At 75.3% G+C, this 13098-nt stretch carries 12 protein-coding genes; 8 read left to right on the forward strand and 4 right to left on the reverse strand.

Going from position 1 to position 13098, the window contains the following annotated elements; all coding sequences use genetic code 11:
* Positions 1 to 103: 103 nt before the first annotated feature.
* From M8316_RS03205 to M8316_RS03220, 4 genes are all read left to right on the forward strand, one after another.
* Positions 104 to 1156: a PAS domain-containing sensor histidine kinase gene (locus M8316_RS03205; protein ID WP_250051962.1), complete on the forward strand. Its 1053-nt coding sequence runs from the start codon at positions 104 to 106 to the stop codon at positions 1154 to 1156.
* A 108-nt stretch (positions 1157 to 1264) separates the two neighbouring features.
* The gene (locus M8316_RS03210; RefSeq protein ID WP_250051964.1) at positions 1265 to 2713 is read left to right on the forward strand and encodes a glycosyltransferase family 4 protein; all 1449 of its coding nucleotides are present in this window, start codon (positions 1265 to 1267) and stop codon (positions 2711 to 2713) included.
* Positions 2700 to 3419: a class I SAM-dependent methyltransferase gene (locus tag M8316_RS03215; protein ID WP_250051966.1), complete on the forward strand. Its 720-nt coding sequence runs from the start codon at positions 2700 to 2702 to the stop codon at positions 3417 to 3419. The genes M8316_RS03210 and M8316_RS03215 overlap by 14 nt, the downstream gene beginning before the upstream one ends.
* Positions 3416 to 4507, forward strand: a complete 1092-nt coding sequence (locus M8316_RS03220; RefSeq protein ID WP_250051968.1) for a prenyltransferase/squalene oxidase repeat-containing protein — start codon at positions 3416 to 3418, stop codon at positions 4505 to 4507. The genes M8316_RS03215 and M8316_RS03220 overlap by 4 nt, the downstream gene beginning before the upstream one ends.
* Before the next feature lie 3 nt (positions 4508 to 4510).
* On the opposite strand, the gene M8316_RS03225 is transcribed toward M8316_RS03220, so the two are convergent.
* Positions 4511 to 5281 carry a class I SAM-dependent methyltransferase gene (locus M8316_RS03225; RefSeq protein WP_250051970.1) on the reverse strand — a complete coding sequence of 257 codons (771 nt, stop codon included), beginning with the start codon at positions 5279 to 5281 and terminating at the stop codon, positions 4511 to 4513.
* A gap of 78 nt (positions 5282 to 5359) precedes the next feature.
* Here M8316_RS03225 and M8316_RS03230 point away from each other — a divergent pair, with 78 nt between their 5' ends.
* Complete coding sequence (locus M8316_RS03230) at positions 5360 to 5725, forward strand: response regulator transcription factor (protein WP_250051972.1); 366 nt, start codon at positions 5360 to 5362, stop codon at positions 5723 to 5725.
* 82 nt (positions 5726 to 5807) lie between these two features.
* Here M8316_RS03230 and M8316_RS03235 read toward each other — a convergent pair whose 3' ends face one another.
* Both M8316_RS03235 and M8316_RS20955 read right to left on the reverse strand, forming a co-directional pair.
* Complete coding sequence (locus M8316_RS03235; RefSeq protein ID WP_250051974.1) at positions 5808 to 8240, reverse strand: ATP-binding protein; 2433 nt, start codon at positions 8238 to 8240, stop codon at positions 5808 to 5810.
* A gap of 76 nt (positions 8241 to 8316) precedes the next feature.
* Positions 8317 to 8751, reverse strand: a complete 435-nt coding sequence (locus tag M8316_RS20955) for a response regulator transcription factor (protein ID WP_250051975.1) — start codon at positions 8749 to 8751, stop codon at positions 8317 to 8319.
* 286 nt (positions 8752 to 9037) lie between these two features.
* Between M8316_RS20955 and M8316_RS03245 the strand changes: the two genes are divergently transcribed.
* Complete coding sequence (locus M8316_RS03245) at positions 9038 to 10129, forward strand: response regulator transcription factor (protein WP_250051977.1); 1092 nt, start codon at positions 9038 to 9040, stop codon at positions 10127 to 10129.
* Positions 10130 to 10135: 6 nt separating this feature from the next.
* On the opposite strand, the gene M8316_RS03250 is transcribed toward M8316_RS03245, so the two are convergent.
* Positions 10136 to 10903: a dienelactone hydrolase family protein gene (locus M8316_RS03250; RefSeq protein WP_250051979.1), complete on the reverse strand. Its 768-nt coding sequence runs from the start codon at positions 10901 to 10903 to the stop codon at positions 10136 to 10138.
* Positions 10904 to 10968: 65 nt separating this feature from the next.
* On the opposite strand from M8316_RS03250, the gene M8316_RS03255 reads away from it, so the two are divergent.
* Positions 10969 to 12504, forward strand: coding sequence for a cryptochrome/photolyase family protein (locus M8316_RS03255; protein ID WP_250051981.1), 1536 nt, complete (start codon positions 10969 to 10971; stop codon positions 12502 to 12504).
* Positions 12505 to 12546: 42 nt separating this feature from the next.
* A complete protein-coding gene (locus M8316_RS03260; protein ID WP_250051983.1) occupies positions 12547 to 13083 on the forward strand; it encodes a 2'-5' RNA ligase family protein in 537 nt (178 codons plus the stop codon).
* The last annotated feature ends 15 nt before the right edge of the window (positions 13084 to 13098 follow it).

Below are 13098 nucleotides of genomic sequence, written 5' to 3' on the forward strand. Positions count from 1 at the left end.
CCCGGGGCGCCGGTCGAGACCGCACGTGACGTGTGCCGCGCCCGGCAGGGTGGCCCGGGCGGTTCTGCCGCGCGGGCGGGGTGGGCGGGCCTATGGTTCGGGGGTGCACGACGAGACGGCCCTGCCCTCGCTGGAGCGCCTCGACTGGGCCGCCCAGATCAAGGACTACGCGATCATCACCCTGGACCCCCGCGGGCTGGTGACGTCGTGGAACGAGGGCGCCGTGCTGGTGAAGGGGTGGAGCGCGCCGGAGATCATCGGCCGGTCCTTCGAGACCTTCTACCCGCCGGAGGACGTGGCCGCCGGGCTGCCGCACCAGCTGCTGGCCCTGGCTCTGGCCGAGGGCCGCACGGAGCACCTGGGGTGGCGCGTGCGGCGCGACGGCACCCGGTTCTGGGGCGACGTGGTGATCACCGCCGTCCATGACGACAACGGGCAGCACACCGGCTTCGTCAAGGTGACCCGTGACCTCACCGAGCAGCGGGCGGTCGAGCGTGCGCGCGAGACCTTCATCGCCGGCCTGGGTCACGACTTCCGCAGCCCCCTGACCAGCATCGAGGGCTACGCCCAGCTGCTCGCCTCCGACCTCGACGACCCGGTGCTCGTCGACTTCGCCCAGCGCATCCGCTCCAACGCGAAGCGGGTGATGGGGATGGTCGAGCAGCTGGTCGAGCAGGCCAAGCTCCGGACCGGAACGGTCGAGATCGAACCGGAGCCCGTCGACCTCGGCGCCTTCCTCCCGGCGCTGGTGGGAGACCTCGGGGGCGTGCTGCGCACGCACGAGGTCGTGGTGGAGCCGTGCGAGGGCGTCTACGTGCTCGCCGACCCCGACGCGCTGCGCCGGGTCCTCACCAACGTCCTGACCAACGCCGCGAAGTACAGCCCCCGCGGCTCGCGGGTCGACGTCGTCGTGACGCCCGCGGCCGAGGCGATGGTGGACGTGGTCGTCGCCGACCGGGGCCGCGGGATCGCGGAGGGCGACCGGGAGGCCGTGTTCGGCGAGTTCGAGCGCGGCACCCGCGCGGAGCGCGACGGCGGCTTCGGTCTGGGCCTCGCCGTCGTGCGTCAGCTGTGCGAGCTGATGGGCGGTACGGCTCGTGCGGACGCCGGCCGACACGGCGGCACCGACCTGATCGTCACCCTCTCCGCGGTGTGAGGAGACCCACCGCCTCCCACCAGCTGTCCTACCAGTGAGTAGGGTCCGGGGGACGAGGCCGTCGTCCCGGACGGCGGTGAACGGCCGTGGGCCGAGGAGGAGGTGAGCGTGCGCGTCGCGCTGCTGTCGTACCGCTCCCTCCCGCACGGAGGCGGCCAGGGCGTCTACGTACGACACCTCAGCCGCGCGCTCGCCCGTGCCGGGCACACCGTGGAGGTCTTCTCCGGGCAGCCCTACCCCGTGCTGGACGACCTGCCCGGCGGCGAGGCCCCGGACGCACGAGCGCTGCCGGAGGGGTCCGGGAGCATCACGCTGACCCCGGTCCCGAGCCTCGACCTCTACCGCGAGCCGGACCCGTTCCGCACACCGCGGCGCGGTGAGCTGCGCGACCTCGTGGACGTCGAGGAGGTGCTCACCATGCGGGCCGGCGGCTTCCCCGAGCCCCGCACCTTCTCCCTGCGGGTGGCGCGGATGCTGGCCGAGCGTGCCGACGAGTTCGACGTCGTCCACGACAACCAGACGCTGGGCGCGGGGCTGCTCGACGTCGAGCGCGTGCTCCCGGTCGTGACCACGGTGCACCACCCGATCACCGTGGATCGCCGCGTCGAGATCGCCGCGGCGCCTCGGCTGCGCGAGGGCAGCCTGCGCCGCCTGAGCCTGCGCCGCTGGTACGGCTTCCTCGGCATGCAGGCCCGGGTGGCCCGCGCCTCCCGCGTGCTCGTGTGCCCCTCCGAGGCCGCGGCCGCCGACGTCGTCCGCGAGTTCGGCGTCGACCCCGCCCGGGTGCGGGTGGTGCCGCTGGGGGTGGAGGAGCACTTCGTGCCGCCGGCGCAGCCGCGGGTCCCCGGCCGCATCGTGGCCCTGGCCAGCGCGGACGCCCCCATGAAGGGGGTGGCGACCCTGCTGCGCGCCGTGGCCGGCCTGCGCGAGTCCGGGCGCGAGGTCGAGCTGGTGCTGGTCTGCCGTCCCCGCCCGGGCGGTCCCACCGAGCGGCTCGTCGCCGAGCTCGACCTGGGTGACAGCGTCCGGTTCGTCCACGGTCTGGACGTCGAGGACCTGGTGGCCCTGATGGGGTCGGCCGAGGTCGGCTGCGTGCCCTCGCTCTACGAGGGCTTCTCCCTGCCCACGGCCGAGCTGATGGCGTGCGCGACCCCGCTGGTCGTCTCCGCCGCCGGTGCCATCCCCGAGGTGGTCGGCCCCGACGGCCTCTGCGCCGACCAGGTGCCGCCCGGCGACGAGGCCGCCCTGGAGAAGGCGCTCGCCCGCCTGCTGGACGACCCGGACCGGCGCGCGCGCTACGGCACCGCCGCCCGCGAGCGGGCCCGGTCCCTGTTCACGTGGGAGGCCGTGGCGGAGCGGACGGCGGCGGTGCACGCCGAGACGGTCGCCGCCTGGCACGCCGCCCCGCCGCGTCCTGGCCGACGCTCGCGCGCCCTGGTGCCCACCCGCCTCACCGCGGCCCCCGCCGCACCCCCGCTCGGGCCGCCCGGCACCGGCGGCGTCCCGTCCGACCCCCTGCCCGCACCGCTCCAGGAGGACCTCCGTGCTGACCGTTGACTTCGACCGCCTCGGCCTGGTGCCCGGCGACCGGCTGCTCGACATGGGCGCCGGGGCCGGCCGGCACGCCTTCGAGGCCTACCGACGCGGCGCCGACGTCGTCGCCCTGGACCGCGACGCCGCCGAGCTGCGTGGCGTCGAGGAGCTGTTCGGTGCCATGCGGTTGGAGGGGCAGGTGCCCGAGGATGCGGCGGCCCGTGTCGTCGAGGGCGACGCCCTGGCCCTGCCCTTCGCCGACGGCGAGTTCGACCGGGTCGTCGCCGCCGAGGTGCTCGAGCACCTGCCGGCCGACATCGCCGCCATCGACGAGCTCGTCCGCGTGCTGCGTCCCGGCGGCACCATGGCCGTCTCGGTGCCCCGTTGGTTCCCGGAGATCGTGAGCTGGCGGCTCTCGGAGGAGTACCACACGGTCGAGGGCGGACACATCCGGATCTACACCGACGCCGAGCTGGTCGCGAAGCTCACCGGCGCCGGCCTCGTGGTCGAGGGCACGGGGTACGCCCACGGCCTGCACAGCCCCTACTGGTGGCTCAAGTGCGCGGTCGGCGTGGACAACGACACGCACCCGCTGGTGCGCGCCTACCACCGGCTCCTGGTCTGGGAGATCACCGACGCCCCGCGCGTGCTGCGGTGGGCCGGCCGCGTGCTGGACCCGCTGATCGGCAAGAGCCTGGTGGTCTACCTGCGCAAGCCCGAGGTGCCGTGAGGGTCCCGAGCCTGCCGGGCGTCCTGACGGCCGCGGAGGTCGAGCGGACGGCGGCGTCGCTGGCGTCCATGCAGGAGCCGGACGGCGCGGTGCCGTTCACCACCGGCCAGCACGCCGACGCCTGGAACCACGTCGAGGCGGCGATGGCGCTGCTCGTCGGCGGCCGGGTCGCCGAGGCGGAGGCCGCCTACGACTGGGTGCTGCGGCTCCAGCGGCCGGACGGCTCCCTGCCCATGCGCGTCGAGCGCGGCGAGGTCACCGACGCGCGCGGCGAGGTGAACATCTCCGCCTACCTCGCCGTCGGGGTGCTGCACCACTGGCAGGTGCGCGGCGACTCCTCCCTCGTGGAGCGCTGCTGGCCCACCGTGGCCCGTGCCCTGGACTGGGTCGTGGCCCAGCAGGCCGACTGGGGCGGCCTGACCTGGACGCCCACCGAGGAGGGTGCACTGCTCGCGGGCTCCTCCAGCGTCTACCAGTCGCTGCGCGCCGGCCTGGCCCTGCTGGACCTCGTCCAGGACTCCACTCCCGGTCGACGCGAGCGCTGGGAGGCCGCGACCGGACGTCTCGGGCACGCGGTGCGACACCACCGCGACCGATTCCTGGACAAGTCCACCTACTCGATGGACTGGTACTACCCGGTGCTCGGCGGTGCGGTGCGCGGCGCCGAGGCACAGGCGCTCCTGGCGACCCGCTGGGACGACTTCGTGCGGCCCGGCCTCGGCATCCGCTGTGTCGACACCAACCCCTGGGTCACCGGCGCCGAGACCGCCGAGCTCGTCATGGCGCTGGACGCCGTGGGCGCCCACGAGGACGCGCACCGCCTGCTGGCCGACGTCCAGCACCTGCGCGCGGAGGACGGCGGGTACTGGACCGGCTGGGTCTACGGCGACGACGTCGTCTGGCCGCAGGAGCGCACCACCTACACCGCCGCCGCCGTCGTCCTCGCGGTCGACGCCCTCGCCGCCCGGCACGGCACCGGCACGGGCGGGTCGGGGATCATGCGCGGCGAGGGCCTCGCCCCGCACCCGCCCGAGACCGGGCTGCGGTGCGGCTGCCCGGACGCCCTCCCGATCTCCCCGGAGGCGTAGGGCTCAGCCCTCGAGCGGCTCGCCCGCCTCGCCGCGGGTGCGGACGAGCACCCGCAGCGAGCCCACGTGGTCGACCTCGACGAAGCAGCCGGTCGCCAGTGCACGCTGGTGCACGTGCCAGGGGGCCTGACCGCCGTCAGCGGGGTCGGGGAAGACGTCGTGCACGGCCAGCAGGCCGCCGCGGACCAGGTGGTGCGCCCAGCCCTCGAAGTCGCCCTGGGCGTGCTCCTCGGCGTGGCCGCCGTCCACGAAGACCAGCGACAGCGGCGTGGTCCAGAACGAGGCCACCGTGCGCGAGCGGCCCACCACGGGCACCACCACGTCCTCCAGGCCGGTGGCGGCCAGCGTCGTGCGGAAGCGGGGGAGCGTGTCCATCAGACCCAGGCCGGGCACCACCAGGGACGGGTCGTGGTGCTCCCACCCGGCCTGGTTCTCCTCCGAGCCGCGGTGGTGGTCGAGGGTCAGGACGACCGGTGGGGCGCCCGCCCGGCCGATCGCCGAGCGGGCCGCGGCACCGAGCAGGATCGCGGACTTGCCGCAGTAGGTGCCGATCTCCAGCAGGGGGGCCGGCGCCTGGTCGAGGGCCACCCGTGCCCACCGGTGCAGGGCGGCGCCCTCGTCGACCGGCATGAAGCCGTCCGCCTCGTCGGAGAGCCGTTGCAGCCGCGACTCGACGGGCGGCACGGCGGCCGCCCGCGCTCGGAGGGCAGCGGGGTCGACGCGGTCCGGGTCGGCGGGGTCCGGGTCGGCGGGGTCGGCGGGCGCGGGGTGCACGCCCGTCAGCCTAGGAGGCCCGGACGTGTCAGGGCGGGTCGCACTCGCGGGTGACCGGCACGCACTAGGGTGTGCGGCATGGCAGTGATCGTGGCGGTCGAGGACGACCCGGACGTGCACCAGCTGCTGCGCCTCCTCCTGGAGGACGCCGGGCACGAGGTGCACATGGCCACCGAGGCCCTGGTGGGTCTCGACCTGGTCGCCGAGCACGGGCCGGGCCTGGTGATCCTCGACGTCTCGCTGCCCGGCGGCGTCGACGGTGTGGAGGCGTGCACCCGCCTGCGCGCGGACGGTGCGCACGCCGACCTGCCCGTGCTGATGCTGACGGCTCGCGCCCGCGAGGAGGACCAGCGCCGCGGCATGGCCGCGGGCGCCTCGGACTACCTGGTCAAGCCCTTCGACATCGTCGAGCTGCTGGGGCGGGTCGAGAAGCTCCTCGGCTGACGGGGCCGCGCCGGCGGTCACGCGGATCAGCGCCGACGGATCAGCGCCGACGGATCAGCGCCGACGGATCAGCGCCGACGGATCAGCGCGGGAGCACGATCTCGAACGTCGACCCGACTCCGGGCTCGGAGGTCACCTCCACGGCGCCGCCGTGGGCCTGCACGATCGTCTCCACGATGGACAGCCCCAGCCCCGTGCCCTGCACGGTGGCCTCCACGGCGTGGTCGCCGCGGAAGAACCGCTCGAACAGCCGGGCGCGGTCCTCGGGCGGGATGCCCAGGCCGGTGTCGGTGACCCGGACGCGGTCGTGGGCCTCGTCCCGGACGACCTCGACCGTGATCGAGCCGCCGTCGGGGGTGAACTTGACCGCGTTCGTGACCAGGTTGGTCACCGCGCGCTCCATCTGCTCGGCGTCGAGCCAGGAGGGCACCGGGCTGCCCGGCAGGGCCAGGTCCAGGGTGAGGTCACGGGTGCGACGCATCTCGGACGTCTCCTCCACCGCCGCGCTCACGCAGTCGCGCAGGTCGGCGGTGGTCAGGTCGAGGTCGTCGCGGCGCGACTCCAGACGGGAGAGCGTGAGGATGTTCTCGATCAGCCCCAGCAGCCGGCGGCCGCTGCGGTCGATCCGGGCCAAGGACTCCTTCTGCCGCTCCGTCAGCGGGCCGAGGTGCCCCGAGCTCAGCAGCTGGGTGAAGCCCAGCACGCTGGTCATCGGGGTGCGCAGCTCGTGGCTGACCGAGGAGACGAACTCGTTCTTGGTGCGGTCCAGGTCCTCCAGCCGCTCCACCGCCGCCTGCTCGTGGGCCAGCGCGGCCCGCATCGACGCCTCCCGCTTGCGCCGGTCCGTGACGTCGTCGGCCACCACGAGGAAGCCCAGCTCGCGGCCGTCGGCGGCCTGGAGCGGACGGGTGCGCAGCGTGACGGTGAGGTGGCTGCCGTCGGCCCGCACCCAGGTCCAGTCGCGCCGGTCCGGGCCGTGCGAGCGGGCCGCCCGCAGGAGCACCACGTCCGGCTCGTCGGCGCCGGGGTCGAGGTCGGCCAGCGCGTGCGCGATCTCGGCCGGCGGGTGCAGGTCCCGCAGCGGACGTCCGACGAGCACGGCGGCGCTGACGCCCAGCATCCGCTCGGTGCCGGTGTTGACGTAGGTGAGCCGGCCCTCGCGGTCCGTGCCGACGATGCCGATCTCGGTGGTGCCCCGCAGCAGGGCCGTGGTGAACTCCCGCTCGTCACCGAGGTCCTGGAGCGCCTGGCGCTCGTCGGTGAGGTCGACGAGCTGGGCCACCACCAGGTCGCCGCCGGCGGTGCGGCGATCCGCGTCGGCGCCGCGCAGGTAGGACAGGGCCAGGCGGACGGTGCGGACCGGCTCGGTGTCGAGCACCACCTCGTCCTCCCACAGGGGGCTGCCTCCGGCGGCCATCGTCTCGACGACGGCGGACACCTGAGCCCGGTGCGGGCCCAGCCCGGCCTCCCAGGGTCGGCCGAGCAGGACGCCCTGGGGCGGGCCGAGCAGCCGAGCGGCGCGCTCGTTGGCCTCGAGCACCACCAGGCCCTGGTCGGTGGGGCGCAGGATCAGCATGCCGATGAGGGACTCCGAGATCCCCCGGCGGTAGGTCTCGCGGCTGCTCACGGCGTCCTCGATCGCCAGGCGACGCTGCGCCATCGCCATGGCCAGGGGGAGGGCTGCCAGCACGAGGACGACGAGGAACAGCTGCACCATCGCGTCCCGGATCTCGGGGTCGCCGACGGGAGACTGCGAGAACGGCCCGCCGCCGGCGCCGGTGAGCAGTGTCACCAGCACGCTCATCACGATGACCTCGGCCACCAGCCACCGCACCGGCAGCACCATGGCGCCCCACACCACGAACGGCACGGGCAGGAACGCCAGCGGCAGGACCTGACCGGGCAGGAACACCAGCGTCGAGCCCAGCGCGGCCAGGACCTGGACGGGTCGCCACCACGCGCTGAGGTTGCCGGGCGCCCGGGAGGGCAGCCGCAGGAACAGGGGCGCCACGACGAGCAGTGCGGCCGCGTGCGTGGCGGTGACGGTGCGGAACGTGCTGAACGGCGAGCCGTCCGTGAGCGCGGCGACCGCGGTGGCGCCGAGGGCGGCGGTGAGCAGCGAGGCGGCCAGGGAGGCCACGAGGAGGCGCACCAGGTCCTCGAGGGAGGCGAGCGCCGGCAGCCGCCGACGGCCACCGAGCAGGACCGCGAACACCAGGGCCTCGACGGCCTGGATGGGGCCGTAGACCAGGGCGAGGTCCCACGGCCGTCCGCCGAGGAGGTTGGAGAGGAGGCTGACCAGGGCGATCAGCACCGCCACCAGTGGCCAGCGGCGCGCGGGCGAGAGCAGTAGCGCGGCGGCGGCCATGCCACTGGCCGGCCACCAGGGCGCGACGCGGGCGCCGGCGGCGGAGAGCTCCACCGCGGCGAGCCCGAGCACGAGCTGCCCGAGGAGCAGGCCCAGCAGGGACCACGTGCCGAGCGAGCGCGGTCCGGGGGCGGGTGAAGCAGGCACGGGGACATCATGCGGCTCGGACGCCCCGCGGGACGCGGTGAAACGCCCGGGAGCGGGCACGGGGTTCAGCACGGGTTCAGGACACCCCGGGGTCGGGGTCCGGCTCGCCCTCGTCCGGCGAGCCGGCGCCGGTCATCAGCGCCTCCAGCCGGGCCACGAGGGCGTCCACGTCGAACGGCTTGCGCAGCACCGGGACCCCGGCCGCCGCGGCGGCGTCGCGCACCGGCGTGCTGCGGTCGGCGGTGAGGAGCACGGTGCAGCGGGGGCGGCCACCGGGTGCCGCGTCCAGGGCGCGGACGACCGCGAGGCCGTCGGGCCCCGGCATCGCGAGGTCGAGGACGGCGGCGTCGAAGGAACCCTCGTGGACCGCAGGGGACGCGGACGGGAGCAGCAGCCCGAGCGCCTCCTCGCCGCTGCCGACGGTCTCGACGCGGTGTCCGCGGTCACCGAGGACCATCGCCACCAGGGCGCGGAGGTCCTCGTCGTCGTCGGCGACGAGGATGCGTGCCACGCGTGTGCTCCGTCCTGGGGGTCCGTGCTGCCCCGCTCGCTGTCGCGGGCACCCGCGCGTGGGCGGGGCGCGGGGCCCGGGCGCCGACCCTGCGGACGGCGACCCGGCCCCCTCCGGTCGCCCACCGGGGGGACGTGGAGGGCCGGTGGCACCACGGTCGCTCCCGGGCCGTGAAGGACGCCTGAGAAGTCGACCCGTCGCCCGTGAAGATGACGTGAAGGATCGCGGGGACGGATGTCGGGAGTCGTCGGACGCCGGGCACGGTCGTGCGCCTAGAGTGGCGGCCATGACACGCGTGCTGGTGATCGACGACGAGCCCCAGGTGCGGCTGGCGCTGCGCAGCGCCCTGGCCCGCGCGGGGTTCGAGGTCCTGCTCGCGGCGGACGGTCGCGAGGGGTTCGAGACGCTCGCGACGGCCGCGCCCGACGTCGTCGTCCTCGACCTGTGGCTGCCCGACACCGACGGGCTCACCCTCGTGCGCACGCTGCGGACCTGGAGCAGCGTCCCGGTGCTCATCCTCTCCGGGGTCAGCGACCAGGCCCGGCGCGTGGCCGTGCTGGAGGCCGGCGCGGACGACTTCCTCCAGAAGCCGTTCGGCCTGGACGAGCTGGTCGCCCGCCTCCGGGCCCTCATGCGCCGCACGCAGCCCGCCGGCGACGACGACCTCCAGCGCTCGCGTCGCTTCGGCGGCCTGGAGGTCGACCTCTCCAGCCGGGCGGTCACCCGTGACGGTGGCTCCCTGCACCTCACCCCGACCGAGTGGCGGCTCCTCGAGGCGCTGGTCACCAACCCCGGCAAGCTGCTGACCCACCGCTGGCTGCTGCACACGGTCTGGGACGCCGGCCACGGCGACGAGACGCGGGCCGCGCTGCGTGCCCACCTCCGGTCGCTGCGGGCCAAGATCGGGGACGACGCCGGCTCCCCGATCTACGTGGCCACCGAGTCGGGGGCGGGCTACCGCTGGATCGCTGTCGAGGGCGGCCCGGCGCCGGCGGAGACGCCCGCCGAGGCGTCCGACGGCCTGGGGGCGGTGGGGCACACGCCCGTGCCCGTGCGCGCGGACTACCCCGACGTGCGACCCGCGGACGAGGTCACCCACGAGCTCAACAACGCCCTCACCGCGCTGCGCCTGGCCGTGCACGTGGTGCGGTCGCGTGCCGAACGGGCCGGTGACGAGGCCTCGCGCGAGCTCGCGCCGCCGCTGGAGCGGTTCGACGCGGCCCTGGGCCGGGTGAGCGGCCTCGTGGTCGAGCTGGAGAAGCACCTCGGGACGCAGCCCGAGTCCGATGCCGAGTCCGATGCCGAGACCGGTGCCGAGACCGGTGCCGAGACCGGTGCCGAGACCGGTGCCGACCCGGAGGGTCCGTCTGCCGGCTGAGGATACTCAGGCGGTCGAGGGGAGGACCAGGCGCGACCGCAGGAACCCCAGCACCTCGTCGACGGCGTGCTGGTCGCGCTGCTCGGTGACGGTGGAGTGCCCCGCCCCGTCCAGCTCGACGGCGAGGAACCCCTCGCCGAGCTCGCGCCGCAGGGTGTCGAACCGCGTCCCGACCAGCGGGTCCTCGGCGTAGCGGACCCCCAGCACGGGGCAGCCCGCACTCACGCGCGCCTTCACGGTCTCCAGGTCACCGGGGGAGAGGTTCAGGTCCGCGCTGCGCCGTCGGCCGATCGCGAAGGGCGCTGACGGCTGGCACAGGACCGGCGCGGCGACGGCCTCGTCCACCATCGTGGCGAGGGCGAAGCCACCGGTGAAGCACATGCCCACGACGCCCACGCCGGGTGCGGCGGCCGGGCCGCCGACGCGCTCGTGCAGGTCGCGCGCGAGCGAGCGGAGCCAGCCGGCCACGGGGGTCGTCACCCCGGTGCCGAGCGCGGTGAGCTCCCGGCTCACGCACACCCGGGCCACGGTGCGGGCGAGGTACCCGCCGCTGGGCGGGCGGCCGAGGTCGCCGAACAGGTGCGGCAGCGCCACGGTGAAGCCGGCGTCGACGACCTCCTCGGCGAAGGCCACGACGCTCGGCGTGGGCCCCGGGACCTCGTGGACGACCAACACGCCCGGGCCCTCGCCCCGCTGGTGCACGGGGTGGGTGGTCCCGTCGTGGGTGTGCAACCGGCGGTCCCAGCCCGGGAGGGTCGCGTCGTCGTGGCGCATGGCGGCACGCTACGCCCCCGCCGGGGTGAGCGGCCGCGGGTCCGGGCCTGCCTAGCGTCGGGCCCATGCCGGACCGCCCCGACGAGCGCCACCTGCGGCTCGTGCTGCCCCACCAGCTCTTCGTCGAGCACCTCGACGTCCCGGCCGGCACCGTCGTGGTGCTCCTCGAGCACGACCTGCTGTTCCGGCAGTACCGCTTCCACGTGCAGAAGCTGGTGCTGCACCGGGCCTCGATGCGGCGCTTCGCGCAGCGGCTGCGCGAGGCAGGTCTCGCGGTGGAGCACGTCGAGACGGACGGCCGCACCACCAGCCGGCGGGCCCTGGCCCGGGTCGTGGAGCGGGTACGGCCCACGTCGGTGAGCGTCTTCGACGTCGTGGACGACTGGCTCGCCCAGGACCTCACCGCCGCCCTCGCCGACGGCGGCTACGAGCTGCGGCCCGGCGACGTCCTGGAGACCCCCGGCTTCCTCACCACCCGCGCCGACCTGGTCGCGCAGATGGACGGCGCGAGCGGCCCCCGTGGCAAGGCCGCCCGGATGCAGCACTTCTACACCTGGCAGCGGCGCCGCCTCGGCGTCCTCCTCACCGGTGACGGCGACCCCGTGGGCGGGCGCTGGTCCTTCGACGAGGACAACCGCAAGAAGCTGCCGCGCGGCCACCCCGTGCCCCGCGTCGCGGTGCCGCCGGCCCACGACGAGGTCGCCGCGGCCATGGACTGGGTCCGCCGCGCGTTCCCCGACAACCCCGGCCGGCTGCCCGCGCCCGACGCGTTCCGGTGGCCGACCTCCCACGCCGACGCGGAGGCGGGGGTCGAGGACTTCCTGGAGCACCGGTTCGCCCAGTTCGGCCCCTACGAGGACGCGATCAGCGCCGAGCACGCCCACGTCTTCCACGCGTTGCTGACCCCGGGGCTGAACGTCGGCCTCGTGGACCCCCGACACGTCCTCGACAGGGCCCTCGCGGTCGCCGAGGAGCGCGAGGGTGGCCCGGACGAGGTGCCGCTGGCGAGCCTGGAGGGGTTCGTGCGCCAGCTGATCGGCTGGCGCGAGTACATGCGCGCGACCTACACGCTCTGGGGCCGGCGCCTGCGCAGCCGCAACCGCCTCGAGCACGGTCGTTCGCTGGCGCCCGGGTGGTGGACCGCGCAGACCGGGCTGGCACCCGTCGACACGGTCGTGGAGCGGGTGCTGGACTCCGGCTACGCCCACCACATCGAGCGGCTCATGGTGCTCGGCAACGCCATGTGCCTGCTGCGCACCGACCCCGAGGCGGTGCACGAGTGGTTCATGGAGCTCTTCGTCGACGCCTACGACTGGGTGATGGTGCCCAACGTGCACGCCATGAGCCAGTTCGCCGCGGGCGAGGCCGTCACCACCAAGCCCTACGTCTCCGGGTCCGCCTACCTGCGCCGGATGTCGGACCTGCCGCCGGGGGAGTGGACCGACGACTGGGACGCCCTGTACTGGACGTTCGTGCGCGACCACCTGGACGTCTTCTCCGCCAACCCCCGCAGCAGCATGATCGCCCGCGGCTACGAGCGGCTGGACCCGGCGAAGAAGGCCGCCCACACCCGCCGGGCCCAGCCGTGGCTGAGCTCGTGACCTCCCGGCGAGCCTCGTCCGCACGCGTGGCAGGCTGAGCGGGTGCGTCGACCCCACAGCCTCGAGCTCGTCCTCGACGACGCCGGCGACGCGCTCGTCCGGGCGCAGTGGGAGGCCCTGCGCGCCGCCGGCCTGCCCTCCCAGGCCGACCACCCCTCGCCGACCAACGCCCCGCACGTGACGCTGGTGGAGGCCCCGGCCATCCCGGAGGCGGCCCTCGACGTCGCGCACGTGTGCCTGCGCGGCGTGCTGCCCGCCACCGCCCGCGTCGGCGGTGTGCTGCTGCTCGGCCGGCGACGGCTGACGCTCGCCCGCCCCGTCCAGGTGGACGACGACGTGGCGCGCCGGGCCCTGGCGGTGCGGGCACAGGTGCCGGACCGGCTGCACGCCGGCTGGCTGCCGCACCTCACGCTGGCCCGTGGGCTGGAGCCGGGGCAGGTGCCTGCCGCGCTGGCGGCACTCACCGAGGGCGCCGGCACCGTGGACGCGGACAGCGCGAACGGGGCCGCCACGTCGGAGGTCCGGCTGGTCGAGGTGCGCCGCTGGAACCCCGACACCGGGCACACCACGACCGTCTGAGCGCGGTTCCTCCGA

The sequence above is a fragment of the Nocardioides bruguierae genome (assembly GCF_023554635.1).
Classification (GTDB): domain Bacteria; phylum Actinomycetota; class Actinomycetes; order Propionibacteriales; family Nocardioidaceae; genus Nocardioides; species Nocardioides bruguierae.